Annotated in this window: 15 protein-coding genes and 1 riboswitch; of the genes, 11 read left to right on the forward strand and 4 right to left on the reverse strand. The window is 27.1% G+C overall.

Going from position 1 to position 17,021, the window contains the following annotated elements:
• The first annotated feature begins 131 nt into the window (after positions 1–131).
• Positions 132–1,403 carry an aldehyde dehydrogenase family protein gene (locus MKD34_RS10205; protein ID WP_240221370.1) on the forward strand — a complete coding sequence of 424 codons (1,272 nt, stop codon included), beginning with the start codon at positions 132–134 and terminating at the stop codon, positions 1,401–1,403.
• A gap of 84 nt (positions 1,404–1,487) precedes the next feature.
• Positions 1,488–1,991 carry a hypothetical protein gene (locus MKD34_RS10210; RefSeq protein WP_240221372.1) on the forward strand — a complete coding sequence of 168 codons (504 nt, stop codon included), beginning with the start codon at positions 1,488–1,490 and terminating at the stop codon, positions 1,989–1,991.
• Positions 1,992–2,030: 39 nt separating this feature from the next.
• On the opposite strand, the gene MKD34_RS10215 is transcribed toward MKD34_RS10210, so the two are convergent.
• Entirely contained in the window at positions 2,031–2,828 is a 798-nt protein-coding gene (locus MKD34_RS10215; RefSeq protein ID WP_240221374.1) for a Cof-type HAD-IIB family hydrolase, read from the reverse strand.
• A gap of 148 nt (positions 2,829–2,976) precedes the next feature.
• On the opposite strand from MKD34_RS10215, the gene MKD34_RS10220 reads away from it, so the two are divergent.
• From MKD34_RS10220 to MKD34_RS10255, 8 genes are all read left to right on the forward strand, one after another.
• Positions 2,977–5,331, forward strand: a complete 2,355-nt coding sequence (locus tag MKD34_RS10220) for a sensor domain-containing protein (RefSeq protein WP_240221376.1) — start codon at positions 2,977–2,979, stop codon at positions 5,329–5,331.
• A gap of 126 nt (positions 5,332–5,457) precedes the next feature.
• Positions 5,458–6,387, forward strand: a complete 930-nt coding sequence (locus MKD34_RS10225; RefSeq protein WP_240221378.1) for an AAA family ATPase — start codon at positions 5,458–5,460, stop codon at positions 6,385–6,387.
• A gap of 9 nt (positions 6,388–6,396) precedes the next feature.
• Positions 6,397–7,227, forward strand: coding sequence for a DUF58 domain-containing protein (locus MKD34_RS10230; RefSeq protein WP_240221380.1), 831 nt, complete (start codon positions 6,397–6,399; stop codon positions 7,225–7,227).
• A complete protein-coding gene (locus tag MKD34_RS10235) occupies positions 7,224–7,931 on the forward strand; it encodes a hypothetical protein (RefSeq protein ID WP_240221382.1) in 708 nt (235 codons plus the stop codon). The genes MKD34_RS10230 and MKD34_RS10235 overlap by 4 nt, the downstream gene beginning before the upstream one ends.
• Entirely contained in the window at positions 7,924–8,883 is a 960-nt protein-coding gene (locus tag MKD34_RS10240; RefSeq protein ID WP_240221384.1) for a vWA domain-containing protein, read from the forward strand. Before MKD34_RS10235 ends, MKD34_RS10240 begins: the two co-directional genes overlap by 8 nt.
• A gap of 11 nt (positions 8,884–8,894) precedes the next feature.
• Entirely contained in the window at positions 8,895–9,857 is a 963-nt protein-coding gene (locus MKD34_RS10245) for a vWA domain-containing protein (RefSeq protein ID WP_240221386.1), read from the forward strand.
• A complete protein-coding gene (locus MKD34_RS10250; RefSeq protein WP_240221388.1) occupies positions 9,850–10,551 on the forward strand; it encodes a hypothetical protein in 702 nt (233 codons plus the stop codon). The genes MKD34_RS10245 and MKD34_RS10250 overlap by 8 nt, the downstream gene beginning before the upstream one ends.
• An 11-nt stretch (positions 10,552–10,562) precedes the next feature.
• Positions 10,563–11,960, forward strand: a complete 1,398-nt coding sequence (locus MKD34_RS10255; RefSeq protein ID WP_240221390.1) for a BatD family protein — start codon at positions 10,563–10,565, stop codon at positions 11,958–11,960.
• A gap of 82 nt (positions 11,961–12,042) precedes the next feature.
• On the opposite strand, the gene MKD34_RS10260 is transcribed toward MKD34_RS10255, so the two are convergent.
• Entirely contained in the window at positions 12,043–12,456 is a 414-nt protein-coding gene (locus tag MKD34_RS10260; protein WP_240221392.1) for a hypothetical protein, read from the reverse strand.
• A 296-nt stretch (positions 12,457–12,752) separates the two neighbouring features.
• Positions 12,753–12,850, forward strand: a riboswitch (purine riboswitch).
• On the opposite strand from MKD34_RS10260, the gene MKD34_RS10265 reads away from it, so the two are divergent.
• Complete coding sequence (locus MKD34_RS10265) at positions 12,843–14,171, forward strand: NCS2 family permease (protein WP_240221394.1); 1,329 nt, start codon at positions 12,843–12,845, stop codon at positions 14,169–14,171. (Overlaps the previous riboswitch by 8 nt.)
• A gap of 77 nt (positions 14,172–14,248) precedes the next feature.
• Here MKD34_RS10265 and MKD34_RS10270 read toward each other — a convergent pair whose 3' ends face one another.
• Both MKD34_RS10270 and MKD34_RS10275 read right to left on the reverse strand, forming a co-directional pair.
• Positions 14,249–15,802, reverse strand: coding sequence for a glycine betaine ABC transporter substrate-binding protein (locus tag MKD34_RS10270; protein ID WP_240221396.1), 1,554 nt, complete (start codon positions 15,800–15,802; stop codon positions 14,249–14,251).
• Positions 15,799–16,971, reverse strand: a complete 1,173-nt coding sequence (locus MKD34_RS10275; protein ID WP_240221398.1) for a betaine/proline/choline family ABC transporter ATP-binding protein — start codon at positions 16,969–16,971, stop codon at positions 15,799–15,801. The genes MKD34_RS10270 and MKD34_RS10275 overlap by 4 nt, the downstream gene beginning before the upstream one ends.
• Positions 16,972–17,021 lie beyond the last annotated feature (50 nt).

Below are 17,021 nucleotides of genomic sequence, written 5' to 3' on the forward strand. Positions count from 1 at the left end.
TTTATTTATTTTAAAAATAACTCTATTATAGAGGAAAATCTAAATATCATCAACAAAAAAATTTTTAAAGGAAATATACATATAATATTGTATAAAGACAAAAATGAATTTTTTTGAAAGGGGGTATATATATGAAAAATGTAGATAAATTAGAAAAATTAAAAAAAGCTTTTGAAAAAAACAAAGATTTAATAACAGATGCCTTGTATAAAGATTTAGGAAAAAATTTTGAAGAAAGTAGATTGTCAGAATATTATCCTATTATATCTGAATTTGATTATTTTTTAAAAAATATAGAAAAGTGGAGTGAACCTGAAAAAATTAAAAGCTTTTTTAATTTCATAGGTTGTGGAACAATTATTCAACCAGAACCCTATGGTAAAGTTTTAATTATCTCTCCTTGGAACTATCCTTTTAATTTGACATTCATTCCTTTGATAGGAGCAATAGCAGCTGGAAATGAAGTTGTTTTAAAACCCTCAGAACATTCTAAAACTTCAAGTGAAGTAATAAAAAAAATAATTGAAGAAAGTGGTGTTGAAGATATTTCTGTTGTACTTGGAGATAAAGAAGCAACAACAAAACTTTTAAATACAAAGTTTGATTATATATTTTTTACTGGTAGCACAAAAGTTGGAAAAGAGGTATATTTAAAAGCAGCTGAAACTTTAACTCCAGTAACATTAGAACTAGGAGGAAAATCACCTGTTATAATAGAAGATGAGCATTGTTTAGAAGATGCTGTTGAAAAAATAATTTGGGGAAAATTTTTCAATAGAGGTCAAACATGTGTAGCTCCCGACTATATCTATCTACCTATAGGATTGAAAGACAAATTTGTAGAATTAACAAGAGAATATATTAGAAGAAATGGTGATATTCAGGGGAAAATAATAAATGATATTCATTTTGAAAGATTGGAAAATCTATTAAATAATCAAAATATAATCTATCAAAATGGTAGAATAGATGATGACAGTAAAAATAAGGGAATATTTCCATTTACAATAATTTTAAATCCTAAAGATGAGGACCCTATTGCTCAAGAGGAGATATTTGGCCCAATTCTTCCTTTAATTGAGTATGAAAGTTTAGAAAAAGTTTATTGGGACTTAAGATCAAAGCCTTCACCATTAGCTCTTTATATTTTTAGGAGTGATAAGGGAAATTTATCTACAAAAGGCTTAAAAGCTGGTGGAGTATGTATAAATAGTACAATGCTTCAAATTATTGATAAAAGAGTTCCTTTTGGAGGAATAGGTAACAGTGGTCTTGGTCAATATCATGGTAAATATTCTTTTGATACATTTACTCACTATAAGCCAATTTTTGAAGGAAGTAGTATAAAAATATCTATGCTAAGAAAAGTTATAAATTTAATTTTAAATAAAATAAAAAAATAAACAAAAGTAAAAAATAAATGTAGTGCTTCTTAAAAAAATATTATACAATATATATGATACTAGAAAGATATTTAAGGAGAAAACATGAAAAAAGGATTAATTGCTTTATTTTTAGCAGCAAGTACAGCGGCATTTTCAATGGATGCACATTTAAGATTAGGAGCTATAACAAATGCTGGATCTTATAATAAAGAGGATAAAAGCTTTGAGAGCTATGCACCAACAATAGGATTAGAGGTTACTCAAACTTTACTTTTAGCAGATGTAGGTGTGGGAATTGCTTATAATGGAAAAACTTCAGGAACAGATATTGAAACAGTACCAGCTTATGGACTAATAAAAATGAATCTATTTCCAGTTGGAGTAAAACCATACTTAGTTGGAAAAGTTGGAAAAGTTTTATATACTCGTGACAGTGTATCTAATTCAAATCCTGATGGGAAGTATTTCTATGGTGCAGGAGTAGGTATGGATATATTTGCATTACAAGGTGAAATACTGTATTCTGTTACAAAAATAGACGGAGATAAAAGAGGAAATGATAATTTAGAGCAAATTAGCTTTACATTAGGATATAACTTCTTCTAAAAATAAGAAAGGGAGTTTTAAAAACTCCCTTTTTATATACTATATATTTTCTAAAGAAAATATATCAGATAAATATTTTGCTACACCATTTTCATCATTTGTTAAGTCTAATGTATCAAACTCTTTTTTTAACTCTTCAAAACCATTTTTCATAACAAGTCCTTTTCCTGCAACTTTAAGCATTTCATAATCATTAAAAGCATCTCCAAAAGCAATTGTATGCTTTAAACTAATATTTTTTAATTTCGCTATTGTTTCAAGAGCTTTTCCCTTAGATGTTTCAAAATGAACAATATCAAGATAATCTTCTTGAGATATAAAAGCATTAACTTCATCATATTTATTAAAATATAATGATAGATGTTTCAATTTTTCATTATCTCTATCCATTAAAACTATTTTTTCAAAAATATATGAATTAATATTCTCTAAATTTATTTCAATAGGATCTTCTAGAGAGTTATATAAAAAAGTATTCGCTTTATCTATTGTTCCCTCTCCTATATATACTTGAGTTCCGTATGTAGCAAAAAATACACAATCTTCTTCTATAGATTTCTTAAAAACTTCATTTACTATATTAGAATCTAATACTCTTTGGAAAATCAATTCTCCTTTATTGTTATAAATGGTAGTTCCATTATTACAAACAATTTCGCTGTTTAATTCTAATATATCGTAAATATGTTTAGCACCTTTATAGCTTCTTCCTGTAGCTATAATAAATTCAATACCTTTTTCTTTTAATAAAGTTACAATTTTTTTTGTGTATTCAGAAATATTTTTATTTTTATCAACTAAAGTTCCATCTAAATCAGAAACTATCAACTTATACATATACTCCCCCTAAACTCTTTTTATAGTTATTATTATAATATCAAAAGATTGGAATTTCAATATTAATTATTTTCAATAGCTATAAAATATGTTAAAATATTAAAAAACATATGTAAGAACGTAAAAAATCAGGAGTAAAGGAAGTTAGATGAAAAAATCAAAGGTTTTAATTTTACATGAAAGTGAAAGCACAAAAATATCCCTTGAAGAATTAGGCTTACATCTGCTACAAGATTATGAATTTGAATTTTTAAATATTTTAGATTATTTAAAAGCTAATTTCAGGATCTATGATTTTATAGTATTTGATAGTTATAATGATTATGTATTTGAATACTTTAAAGAAAAAGCAGATAGAATAATTGTATCAGTGAATATTTTAAAAGAAGAAAGACCCTCAGATTATATAAAAAGAGGGGCAGGGAATTTTCTTTTAAAACCATATTCTTTAAAAGAAATCAGATTAATTTTAGATCAATTAAAAGAAAATCTTTTAATTAAAGAAGAGGCAGAAGAAAATAGATTAAAGTTTTATACTTTATTAGATAACATTCCTTATATGGCTTGGTTTAAAAATAAAGACAGTGAGTATATGATTGTTAATAATGAATTTAAAGAACATTGTGGAAAAGATTTTGAAACAATTCGAGGAAAAGGGGACCAATTTGTATGGGATGGTATGATTGGGGAAAATTGCCGTCAATACGATTTAAAAGTTATGACAGAACGAAAACAACTTGTTTTCGATGAAATAATTCCAGGTAAAAAAGGTTATAAACAATTTAATATTTATAAAGTTCCTGTAGTAGATAAGAAAAATAATATTTTAGGAACAATGGGGACTGCAAAAGATATAACAGATTTGAAAAATAAAGATGTAAAATTTGATATTTTATTAGAAAATATGCCATTTGCTGTATTTACTAAAAATAGAAATGGAGATATTATACAAAATAATTCAACTTTTTATAAATTAACTGATGTTAATCGCTTCACTTATATTTCTCTAAAAGAGGAAGATTTCTTGGGCATAGAACATAAAGAAAGTATTGAAATTGAAGATAAGGATGTTATCTATAATAAAAGTAATATATCTTTAGTAAGGACACTAAAAACAAAAAATGGTGAGAAAATAGTTGAAGTTTTTAAATCTCCAATTATCGATATATCTGGAGAAGTTATTGGTATTGTTTGTACAATGAGAGATGTTACAGAGGTTAAAAATCAAGAAGCTAAAATAAAAAAGATGGCTTATACTGATTCTTTAACAGGATTAGCTAATAGAAGAGGATTGTATAACTATGTAGAGAGTCAACTAGTAAAAAAATATGCAGATGTTACAATTATGTTTATGGATTTAGATAATTTTAAATCTTTAAACGATAGTTTTGGTCATCAACATGGTGATAGGATTCTAATTGAATTTGGTGAAGATTTACAGACAATTTGTAAAAATGGATTTGTCTCTAGAATCGGTGGAGATGAATTTGTAATTGTTTGGGAAGGAAAGATGAATAAAGAATTAGCAACTGAAATGGCAGAAAAAATTCTTAATCTTTTAAGTGGAAAAAAAAGAAAGTTTAATAAATTATCTGCAAGTATCGGAATTGTGACAGGTAATACTGAAGAAGACACAATCGACAACTTTTTAACTAAAGGAGATTTAGCTTTATATAAAGCCAAAGATCAAGGAAAAAATCAATATGTCTTCTATAACCGTGATTTAGATAAAAAGAGATGTTTAAATGAAGAGATTGAACAGGATTTAAGAAATGCTTTAGATAAAGATGAACTTGAACTTCACTATCAACCTCAATATACATGTAGTAAAGAGCTTGTTGGACTAGAAGCACTTCTTAGATGGAATAATGATAAATATAGAAAAGTACCCATAGTTGATATTATAAATATTATGGAAAAATCAACTCTAATTGATGAAATAGGGAAGTTTATAATAAAAAGTGCTTTTTCATTTGCAAAAAAAATAAATACTAACAGAGAAAAAAAAGTTATAGTTTCTGTTAATATATCGGCAGTTCAAATAATGAAACATAACTTTGTTAGAACTATAAAAAAAATTATAGATGAAACAGGTGTTGAACCAAATACTGTAGGTATTGAAATCACTGAAACTGTATTATTACAAAATATTGGAGAAAATATTCTAAAAATAAAAGAACTTAAAGACATTGGAATTAAAATATCTTTAGATGATTTTGGAACTGGATACTCTTCATTTAGCTATCTTGTAAAAATACCACTTTCTAATATCAAAATTGATAAGAGTTTTATTTGGGGTATGAAAGATAGTGAGGAATACAGAACTTTAGTTAAACTTTGCATAGATACTGCTCATGCCTTAAACTTAAAAGTTGTTGCAGAGGGTGTTGAAACGGTAGAGGATTTAGGATTATTGAAATATATGAAGGCTGACTTTATTCAAGGATACCTTTTTTCTAAACCATTACCAAAGCATATAATTGAAGCAACTGTATTACAATAAAAAAATTATGTTCGAAGAGTAAAAGTATAAAACTTTTACTCTTTTTTTTTCGTCAAAAAACTTAGGTATTTAGGTAGAAACGCCGTATAATAAATTATAATGTTAAATAAAATTTAGGAGGAAAGTATGGAAAGAATTAATACTTTAAAAAATGAGATTTCTAAAAAGGTAATTGGACAAAAAGATATGGTCGAGAAAATTCTTATAGGAATCTTAACAGGAAACCATATTCTATTAGAAGGTCTTCCTGGATTAGCAAAATCATTAACAGTAAATACAATAGCAGAAACCCTTGGATTAAGTTTTTCGAGAATTCAATTTACACCAGATTTATTACCAAGTGATATTGTAGGAACAGAGATGTATAATGAAAAAACAGGAGATTTCAGTGTAAAAAAAGGACCTATATTTGCTAATATAGTTTTAGCTGATGAAATAAACAGAGCTCCTGCAAAAGTTCAATCTGCTCTTTTAGAAGCTATGCAAGAGAAACAGGTTACAATTGCTAACGAAACATTTAAATTAGATAAACCATTCATAGTTTTAGCAACTCAAAACCCTATAGAGCAAGATGGAACATATCCATTACCAGAGGCTCAACAAGATAGATTTTTAATGAAAGTAAAGATAGAGTATCCAACATACGAAGAGGAGATGGAGATACTTGATTTATTGACAGGTGAAAAAGAGTTTTCTGATATTCCAATAAATACAATTGTATCTTTAGAAGATTTAGAAGAGATAAAAGAAACAATTAAAAAAGTTGTTATAGACCAAAAGTTAAAAAAATATATTTTGGATATTGTATTTAAAACTAGAGAACATTCTGATTATATTGCTTGTGGAGCTTCTCCTAGAGCAAGTATAAGTTTGGTTATAGCATCTAAAGCTGCTGCATTTTTAGATGGAAGAGATTTTGTAATGCCACAGGATATAAAAAAGGTTATTTATGATGTATTACGTCATAGACTTATTTTAACATATGAAGCTGAAGCAGAGGATAAAAAAGTAGAAGATATAATAGATGATATACTAAAAACAGTTATTTTACCATAAGGAGAGGCTATGGATAATAAATTAGAAAGTAAAAAGGAACTTTTAAAAAAGATAAAGAATATCGAAATAAAAGCTACTATTTTATCTGATAATATTTTTGCAGGACAGTATCAATCTTGTTTAAAAGGAAATGGAATGGAGTTCTCTGATATTAGAAGATATGCTCCAGGAGATGATGTAAAAAAAATTGATTGGAAGGTTACTGCAAAACAAAGGAAAGCATACGTTAAAGAGTTTGTTGAGGAGAGAGAATTATCTGTTTTTTTATTAGTTGATATATCAGCATCTAATAGATTTAAAGAAAAATTAGAGCTTATAACAGAATTAGTTGGAAGTTTAGCATTTAGCGCTAATAAAAATGGCGATAGGGTAGGAGCTCTGTTTTTTTCTAATCAAATTGAAAGAGTTATTCCACTAAAAAAAGGAAAAAAACATACACTTTCTATAATTGAGAATCTGTTGACAATTAATCCTAAAGGAGATAAAACTGATATTGCAATGGCTTTAAGATACTTTGGAAAAGTTTTTAAAAGAAGATCAGTAATTTTCTTAATATCAGACTTTTTAGATGATAATTATGAAAAAGAGTTAAAAATACTTTCTCAGCGCCATGAAATTATCCCTGTAAGAATAGGTGATAAAAAATATGAATCACTTCCTATTGGAGCTATTTTTACATTAGAAGATGCTGAAACTGGCGAACAAATAGTTGTTGAAAATTACAAAGAAAATAGTAGCAATATAAACATAAATAATATTTCTAACGGAATAAATTTATATGTTGGAGAAGATTATGTTAAAGAAATTTCAAAATTTTTTAATAGAGGGAGAGTGCGATGAAAAAAATAGTTATTGGTATTTTTCTTTTACTTTCTCTATTATCTTTTAGTAAAGAGTATAATATAGGTGACAAAATTACTCTAAAGATAGAAGGTACTATTAGTAAAAGTGAAATTGAAAAAGCTTTGGAAAATTATAAAATATCTTCCTTAGAAAAAGATAAAGATGGTTCTTATATTGTAACATTTACTACATATAAAGTTGGAGAAAATGAAATTCAAATTGGTAATAAAAAATTAAAAATAGATGTAGTTTCAACGATAGAACCTTCTGAAAAAGAGATTTATGAAGCTCTTTCAAATCCAAATAATACATATATAGAAACTGATTATCCTCATATGGGAATTTTAGCAACTATAGCAGGAATAATTGCTATTATAACAGCATTTTTTATGCATTTAGTAGATAGAGCTAAAGATCCATATATTATATTTAAAAAAGGTATGTCTAAAGTTAATGAATCTAATTGGAAAGAAAACATTAGCTTAGAATTACGTAGATATATAGATAATATGTACGGAACTAATTTTTTAGGAGGAGAATATAAACTTATTTATCCTATAACTGAAGAAGATATTGACTTTGTTAAAAATATGGATTATTTAAAATTTGCTCCTAATAGAGAGGGTGATTATTTAGACTATAAAAAAAGAACCTTTGAAATAGTAGAGAGATTACGAAAGGAGAAAAAGAACAGTGTATAACTTTAAGATACCATATATATTAATACTGATTCCTATAGTTACCTATCTTTTTTTTAGAAAAAGATCTCAAGGAGCTATTAAGGTTCCAGGAATACAAATTATAAAAAAATATTCGAAAGGAAGTAAAAAACATCTTTTAGGACGAGTTTTTATGTATTTATCTACTGTATTTATGATTTTAGCTTTGGCTCGTCCTCAACTTACAACAGAGGGTAAAGTTGTAAAAAAAGATGGAATAGATATAGCTATAGCTTTAGATCTTTCAAAATCTATGGAAGCAAGAGATTTTAATCCCAATAGATTAGAAAAATCAAAAGAACTATTAAATGAATTTGTAGATAAAAGACCAAATGATAGATTATCTTTAGTTGTCTTTGGAGGAGAAGCTTACACAAAAGTACCTTTGACATTTGATCACAGTGTATTAAAAAATATGATTTCTAATATAACAACTGATGATATAACAAGCAATAATAGAACTGCTATCGGTATGGGATTGGGAGTGGCATTAAATAGATTAAAAGATTCTAATTCTAAATCTAAAATTATTATATTAATGACAGATGGTGAAAATAACTCTGGTGAAATGAGTCCAATAGGAGCCGCTGAAGTTGCCAAAGAGTTAGGTATAAAAGTTTATACCATTGGAATTGGAGCTAAAGAAATTGCAGTTCCTGGATTTTTTGGAACTTCATATATCGAAAATAAAGAGCTAGATGAAAATCTTTTAAATCTTATTGCAGAAAAAACAAATGGAAAATATTTCAGAGCTAGTGATTCTAAAGAGTTTCAGAATATTTTTAACGAAATAAATAATTTAGAAAAAAGCAAGATAGATAGTAGAAGTATCTATAATATTACAGAATATTTTGAAGAGTTATTAAAAGTTGCTTTAGTTTTATTTTTATTAGGAATATTTTTTGAATATTTTAAATATATAAGAATACCTTAGGAGGGATAGTTATGGAATTTGGAAACACAACTAGTATTAAATTTATAGTTATCCCTATTTTAACTATTTTATTTTTAATATTAGGAGTAAGAAAAAGAGAGAAAATATTAGAAAGAATAGGTTGGAAAAAAGATACTCTGATTATGGTTGTTAAAACAATTCTTCTTTCTTTAGGTGGAATTTTAGTATTTATAGCACTACTTTCACCACAGAAGTTAAAGGAAGAGGAGAAAATAGAGGTTAAAGGAAGTGATCTTTATGTTCTGATGGATATATCTAAGTCTATGTTGGCTGAAGATACTTATCCAAATAGATTGGAGATAAGTAAAAAAGAATTAAAAGAGATTTTAAATAATCTCAAAGGGGATCGTGTTGGAATTATTCCATTTTCTGATAGTGCCTACGTTCAAATGCCTTTAACTGATGATTATTTTATGGCAATAAATTATATTGATGCAATAGATAGTAAGCTTATTTCAGGTGGTGGAACAGAACTTTTAGAAGCTTTAAAATTAGCAAATGCCTCTTTTGAAAAAACAGGTGCAAAAGATAAAAATGTTATTATTTTTTCAGATGGTGGAGAGAGAAATCCTGAAATTTTAAAGTATGTTAAAGATAATCATATTAAGACTTTTATCTTTGGAGTTGGAACTGATGAAGGAAGTGTAATTCCAATAGATAATGGATTTATAAAAGATAATAGTGGAAATATAGTTGTATCTAAACTGAATGATGATTTTTTGAAAGAGTTAGCTAGAGAGAGTGGTGGACAATATTATTCTTTAAATAACTTAAATACAGGCAATTATCAAAAGTTAATTACTGATATTGGTAAACTAGATAAAACTTCTCAAAGAGATGAAAAATTAAATATTTATGAACAATATTACCAATATCCATTAGGAATAGGACTTTTATTAGTGCTTATTGGATATTTTTTAAGAAGAAAAGAGAAGGAGGGAGAATATGTTTAAAAAAGTATTAGTTCTTCTTCTAGGAATACTTTTAATTATATTTGGGATTCTGAGATTAAAAAGAGATAAAGCAGTTGAAGAGCCTGGATATCTAAAATTTATGAGTGGTAACTCATTAGTAAAAGAAAACAAAACTAAAGAAGCTTTAGAAGAGTATAAACTAGCCATGGATACCAATGAAGATATAAATATAAAAAAGAATTTTGAAATTATTAAAAATAAAGTTGATGAAGAAAAACAAAATCAACAACAAGATAATCAACAAAATCAAGATCAAGATCAAAAAAATAATGAAAATCAACAGCAAAACCAGCAACAAGATCAACAAGATAAAAACAATTCACAAGATAATAATAAGCAAAATGATCAGAAAAATAATGAACAAAACAATAAAGATAAAAAAGATGATCAACAAAATAATCAGAAGCAAGATGAAAATCAAAATAAAAAAGATGATAATAATAATAATCAACAACAGAATCAACAAGAAAATCAAAATGACTCACAAAATAATGAGCCAAACAAAGGAAGTACTCCAAAAGAGTTAACTCCAGAGGAGAAAGCTATGAAGCAAAAAGAAGAGGAGTTAAGAAGTATTATGCAAAGACTTGAAGGAAATGAAAAACAAGCTTTTAAAAATAATGAGAGAGTTTTAAACACAAGTGAAAATAAAAATAGTGAAAATAGATGGTAGAGGAGAGCAGAATGAAAAAAATTAATTTATTTTTAATAATGTTAATGCTTTGTAAATTAACTTTTTCTGAATTAATATTAAACTCTTCTAATTTATCTCCTTCAAAATATGAAGTTTTTAATTTAGAAGTTTCATTTGTAAACGAAGATAAAGAAAAATACAAAATAGATGGTTTAGAAAATTTTGATGTTTTATCCAAAGGCTCAAGTAATAGCTACAATGTAATAAATGGAAAAACAACATCAGTTAAAAGCGATGTCTATAGATTGAAGCCAAAGAAAGATGGAGAATTTACACTAAAACTTATAACTGAAAACGGCAATGAAAAATCTCTTCTAATAGATGTAAAAGAGAACAAGCAATTAGATAAAGTTATGGAAGATAGATTTGCTTTGCAAGTAGATATACCTAAAAAAAGTTATTATTTTGGTGAAAAAATACCTTTTCAAGAGAATTTTATAAGTACTGTTAACATCAGTTCTTTTTCTCAAGTTAAAGCACCAAATTTCCAAGATTTTTCAGTAAAAGATATTACTAAATATAATAACAATAGCTATATACAAAATCAAATAGAATATAAAGGTAAACAAGCCATTGAACTTAATATATTTAAAGGAATTTTGCAAGCTAATAGTAGTGGTGAAAAAAATATTATAACAAGTGAGGTTAAAGTTGGAGAACCTACAAGAGATTTTTTCTATGAAAATACAACTTTAGTTGGGGGAGATAATTTAAAAATAGATATTAAGCCACTACCTGTAGATACACCTAAAAATTTTAAAGATATTGTAGGAACCCTTACCTATAAAGAAAATTGGAAAAATAAAGAGGTTAATGTTGGACAAGCTATTACTTTGAATTTAACTTTATCTGGAAGTGGAAATTTAGCTTTATTAGAAAACTTGCCTATTGAAAATCAAAATGATTTTAATGTTTTTCAAAGTGTAAAAAATTATAATGAAGAGATTAAAGGTGAAAACTATTATAATGAAAAAACTTTTGAAGTAGCATTTATTCCTAAAAATGGAGGTATTGAAAAAACTCCAGAAATAGTTATTCCATATTTTAATACTAACACAGAAAAATATGAAAATTTAATAATTCCATCACAAGAAATAAAAGTTACGGGAAAAAATCTTCAAATAGATGCCTCTTCTAATAATAGACCTATACAAAAAAATATGGAAAATAACAACTCGGTAAATAAGGATGAAATTACTTCTTCAGGAAAATTAACTGATAATTTACAAGAAGTTAATATAAAAGTTCTTGAAACAGAGAAAACTTCAGCTAAAAATATCTATAAATTAGCTTTTGGAATTGTTTCGCTTCTATGTTTAGTAGAATTGATTACAATAATATACCTAGTATTAGATAGAAAGAAGTATAAAAACCATAAAAAAAGATAAATTATTAATTATGAAAAATAATTTTTTAAAAAATAAAAGAGCGATTCCAAAATAAATATTGGAGTTGCTCTTTTTTATAAACTTATTTATTTTTTTTCATAAATTTTTGAAAATGATTACTTTGAGAATCTCTATTAATTGAGCTTTCTTTTGTTTTTCCAGTTTTTTTTGAATCGGACTTATTTTCTAAAGACCCTGCTCTGAAATACTTAGGAAATTTTTCATAAATATTTTTTTGTACTTTTGAATAATCACTTCCATCACCAATAACGAACTCTTCGTATACCTCATCTTCATCGTCAACATAAATAGTAATTTCTAACAAATCGTTTTTCTTTGTTTTTATAAGATTAAAATCTTTTATATTTTCAATTAAAAACTCATCAGCTTCATCATCAATTTTATTTAATACGACTAACTCTCCATCTAATTTTTTTGCTAATTTAATATATCCATCTAAAATTTCAGTTAACATCTCTCTTGTAACATTATACATAACCAAAAACCTCCTTATTATATGTTTTATATTATATTATTATCTCATATTTTATAAAAACTTACAATAATTTCAATATTATTCCAAGTAATAATTATTTTTATTTAATAAAACTTCAGATAAGAGGCATTATATGCAGTTTTGTAATGTAATATATTATAAAATAATAATTATTGTTATTTGATAGTAATTTAATGAAAATTGGACGAATAAAACTTATCCTTACAATTTATATTTTTTATAGTTTAAATACTCAAAAAACAAAAAAGTTGACAATTTTTGTGAAATATAGTACAATAGTCTGTATTTTTATCACTGATATAATCCTGTAATAAGGTCAGGAGTTTCTACAAGCCACCGTAAATGGCTTATTATTAGGAGGAGTAATGGAAAACATTAAACAAAAGAATAATGGTGTGCTAAGGGCTATTGATTCTTATTTTCAACTTAGCCAATACAACACTACAATTTCAACAGAAATAACTGCTGGAATTACAACTTTTATGACGATGGCATACATCTTAATAGTTCAGCCTTTATTTATGAGTGCTGCTGGAATGGATGTTAAAGCTGTTACTATTGTAACTGCTCTGCTATCAGCTGCTTTTTCTATTGTTATGGGTCTTTATACAAATAGACCTTTTGCTATGGCACCAGCTATGGGAGGAAATGCATTTTTCGCTTATACTCTAGTTGCTGGAGGAATGGTTAATTGGCAAACAGCTATGGGAATGGTATTTTTATCTGGAATAGGTTTTTTAGTTCTTACAGTTTTCGGATTGAGAGGACTTATTGTAGAAGCAATTCCTAAAAATTTAAAGTTTGCTATAGGAGTAGCTGTTGGATTTTTTATAGCTATGGTAGGATTTAAAAATGGTCAAATAATGACAATTTCTAATGGAACTATCTCTATGGGAAGTATTTATAATCCAAATACTATATTATCTTTAATCGGACTTTTTATTACAATTGCTCTTGTTTTAAATAAAGTTAGAGGTGGAGTTTTAATTGGTATAGTGATTACTACACTACTTGGAATTCCAATGGGAATAACTCAAATACCTGAGAGCTTTTTCTCTATGCCACCATCAATATCTAGTATAGCTTTTAAACTTGATATAATGGGAGCATTAAAATTTGCATTTTTACCTTTAATATTCACATTTTTCGTAGGAGATTTCTTCTGTACTCTAGGAACTTTATTAGGAGTTTCAGCACAAGCTGGACTTTTAGATGAAAATGGTAATTTACCAGAAGTAGATAAACCTTTCCTAGTTGATTCTATAGCAACTATTGTTGGAGCATTATTTGGTTCTACAACAATAACAACATTTTTAGAGTCAGCAGCTGGAGTTGAAGAGGGAGGAAGAACAGGTCTAACTGCAATATCTACAGGAATTTGCTTTATATTTACAATTTTCTTAACACCAATTGTTTATATAATTCCATCTGCTGCAACAGCACCAGCATTAATTTTTATAGGCATCCTTATGATGACAAGCATGAAGTTTATCGATATGGACGATATGACTGAATTTGTTCCAGCTGTTATTACAATTATGTTTACTGTATTTACAGATAACATGGCATCTGGAATGAGTATGGGTATTATATCTCATGTAATTATAAAGGTATTAACTGGAAGATATAAAGAATTAAATATACCAGTGTTAATTTTAACACTACCACTATTAGGATATTTTATATTCCTATAAAAAATTAATCAAATATCAGATTGAATAAAATTACAAAAGCTGAAGAATAAAAATTCTTCAGCTTTCTTTTATTTTTATTATTTTATAATACCTTTATTTATAAGAAACTTATTAATAATATTTTCAATGGGTTCATTCCCTTCAATTGCCAAAAGATTTAACTCTTGCATCTCATCTTCATTTAAAGCTTCCACAAGAGAATCCAATGCTTCTATAACATCTCCCTTTGTATCTTCAAATCCCTTTCTCATTGTAACCACAACTTCATAAGGAGGAAAAAACTTTAAATCATCCTCTAAAAGAAGCAACTTATGTTTAGCTATCAATCCATCTGTAGAGTAAACTAAAGCAACCTCAATCTTATCTGAAACTAAAGAATTAATAACCAATCCCTGATCCATAGATAGAATACTTTTAAATCTTATATTGTAAGCTTTTTGTATTCCTAAAAGTCCATCTTCTCTCTCCATAAACTCATGAGGACCACTTAAAACCATATTATTTGCATATCTTTTTAAATCACTAATAGCTTTTATTCCATACTTTTGAGCTACTTCTGGCTTCATAGCAAAAGCATATGTGTTTTCAAATCCCATAGGTTCTCTAATATCTAAATTATGATCTGCTAAGTATTCAGATTTTATGATATCAAATACAGTTTTAGCATCTGCCTTCTCTTTCTTTCCTAAATAAGCTGCATATGCTACACCTGTATATTCAGGATATACATCAATATCTCCACTTTTAATAGCCTCAAATATAACTGTTCCTGTTCCAAGCTCCACTGTTTTTACTTTATAATTAGTTTTAGCTTCTATAACTTGAGACATCATTACCCCTAAAATTCTTTGTTCGTTGTAATTTTTATGTCCTACAACTATTGTCGGTATACCTCTACTTTTATTATTTTCATATATTCTAAATCCAATTCCTAATATTAAGATAGCCATAACTATTTTTAAGATTTTTACATTTTTCTTTTTCTCTTTTGGATTTGTCAACATTCCACTAGGAGTCAGTACTTTTTCCAAAACTCCTAAAAAATAGTTTGCCACAAAAGCTAAAATAGCTGTAGGGATAGCTCCAGTTAAAACTAGATTATTATTACTTGTTGATATTCCTCTAAATATAAGTTCTCCCAATCCACCCGCTCCAATTAATGCTGCAATTGTTGCTGTTCCTATTGTAGCTACTGTAGAAATTCTAATTCCTCCCATTATGACAGCTACAGCAATAGGTAACTTAACTTTAGTTAAAACTTGGAAATTAGTCATTCCCATACCGATAGCAGCTTGAATGGTAGATTTATCTACCCCTTTTATTCCAATATAAGTATTTGTTATAATTGGTAATAGTGAATATAAAAAAAGTACAAAAACTGCAGGTTTTATTCCAATTCCCATAATAGGAATTATCAGACCAAATAATGCTAAACTAGGTATTGTTTGAAATATTCCAGCTATAGTCAAAACCACTTTGGAAAGTCTTTCACTTCTAATTATAAAAATTCCTATTGGAACTCCAATTATAATAGCTATCGCTACAGCAAGACCTGTTATCTCTATATGTTGCATAAGTGCAACATGAACCTCAGGTAGTTTTTCTATAAAATATTTTATAAATGAGTTCATATAGCATCACCCGTCTCTAAAGATTCTTCTTCGACTTCAGGAGATGGTGCTATTTTACTAATAGCATTAACTAACCCTAAGTTTGTTATAACTCCCTTCAATCTATTTTTATCATCAACAACAGGTATAACTTTTGCATTTATACTAGACATCTTATTTAAAACATCTAACAAATTACTATCTTTATCTATAGTAGTAAACTCTTTGTCCATAATATCTCTTACTCTTAAAATATTATTTTCCATAGCATATATCAAATTTTTCCTAAATATTATTCCAATAGGTTCACTATATCTTCCACCCTCTGTTTCAGTAACAATAAGAAAATCTGTATCGTGAGTTTTTAATAGATTAAAAGCTCTAGAAATGTTACTTCTCTTTTCAATCGTCCAATAATGTTTAGACATTATATCTGAAACTAGAAGTTTTTTAGGTGTTTTCCAAATTCTATCTTTTCCTATAAATTGCTCTATATATTCAGATGCTGGCCTTTTCAAAATTTCATCTGGAGTATCAAACTGTAAAATCTCTCCATCTTTTAAAAATGCTATTCTCTCTCCTAACTTTATCGCTTCATCCATATCATGAGTAACAAATATAATAGTTTTTCCTAACTCTTTTTGCAGTTTTAAAACTTCATCTTGAATACTTTCTCTAGTTATAGGATCTAGTGCAGAAAAAGGTTCGTCCATCAAAATTATATCAGGATTTGTGGCCAAAGCTCTAGCTATACCAACTCTTTGCTTTTGACCTCCCGACACTTCATGAGGATACTTCTCATAGTATATTTCAGGATCAAGATTTAAAAGATTTAATAATTCATAAGCTCTGTCTTTTCTTCTTTCTTTTTCCCATTTTAAAAGTTTAGGAACGAGCTCTATATTTTCACCAATAGTCATATGAGGCATCAGTCCCTCTTTTTGTATAACATATCCAATTCTTCTTCTAAGAGTTATTGGATCAACTTTACTTATATCTTCTCCATCTATAAGTACAATTCCACTGGACGGATCAATAAGTCTATTTATTAGTTTCATAGTTGTTGTTTTTCCACAACCAGATTCTCCAATTAAAACGACAAATTCTCCAGTTTTTATTTTAAAATCTATATTTTTTAAAATAAGTGTTCTTTTATCATAAGATTTTGTAACTTTTTTAAACTCAATCATATTCAACCACCTCAAAATATAAATTTTTGTAAAATAAAACCTACTACAAT

The organism is Cetobacterium somerae, assembly GCF_022430525.1.
Lineage (GTDB): Bacteria > Fusobacteriota > Fusobacteriia > Fusobacteriales > Fusobacteriaceae > Cetobacterium_A.

What these genes read in the sequence shown, in the direction of transcription:
- MKD34_RS10220 (WP_240221376.1), top strand. Translation starts at nt 2,977, where the DNA reads ATGAAAAAATCAAAGGTTTTAATTTTACATGAAAGTGAAAGCACAAAA.
- MKD34_RS10275 (WP_240221398.1), bottom strand. Translation starts at nt 16,971, where the DNA reads ATGATTGAGTTTAAAAAAGTTACAAAATCTTATGATAAAAGAACACTT.
- MKD34_RS10210 (WP_240221372.1), top strand. Translation starts at nt 1,488, where the DNA reads ATGAAAAAAGGATTAATTGCTTTATTTTTAGCAGCAAGTACAGCGGCA.
- MKD34_RS10250 (WP_240221388.1), top strand. Translation starts at nt 9,850, where the DNA reads ATGTTTAAAAAAGTATTAGTTCTTCTTCTAGGAATACTTTTAATTATA.
- MKD34_RS10235 (WP_240221382.1), top strand. Translation starts at nt 7,224, where the DNA reads ATGAAAAAAATAGTTATTGGTATTTTTCTTTTACTTTCTCTATTATCT.
- MKD34_RS10230 (WP_240221380.1), top strand. Translation starts at nt 6,397, where the DNA reads ATGGATAATAAATTAGAAAGTAAAAAGGAACTTTTAAAAAAGATAAAG.
- MKD34_RS10255 (WP_240221390.1), top strand. Translation starts at nt 10,563, where the DNA reads ATGAAAAAAATTAATTTATTTTTAATAATGTTAATGCTTTGTAAATTA.
- MKD34_RS10260 (WP_240221392.1), bottom strand. Translation starts at nt 12,456, where the DNA reads ATGTATAATGTTACAAGAGAGATGTTAACTGAAATTTTAGATGGATAT.
- MKD34_RS10215 (WP_240221374.1), bottom strand. Translation starts at nt 2,828, where the DNA reads ATGTATAAGTTGATAGTTTCTGATTTAGATGGAACTTTAGTTGATAAA.
- MKD34_RS10270 (WP_240221396.1), bottom strand. Translation starts at nt 15,802, where the DNA reads ATGAACTCATTTATAAAATATTTTATAGAAAAACTACCTGAGGTTCAT.
- MKD34_RS10225 (WP_240221378.1), top strand. Translation starts at nt 5,458, where the DNA reads ATGGAAAGAATTAATACTTTAAAAAATGAGATTTCTAAAAAGGTAATT.
- MKD34_RS10205 (WP_240221370.1), top strand. Translation starts at nt 132, where the DNA reads ATGAAAAATGTAGATAAATTAGAAAAATTAAAAAAAGCTTTTGAAAAA.
- MKD34_RS10265 (WP_240221394.1), top strand. Translation starts at nt 12,843, where the DNA reads ATGGAAAACATTAAACAAAAGAATAATGGTGTGCTAAGGGCTATTGAT.
- MKD34_RS10245 (WP_240221386.1), top strand. Translation starts at nt 8,895, where the DNA reads ATGGAATTTGGAAACACAACTAGTATTAAATTTATAGTTATCCCTATT.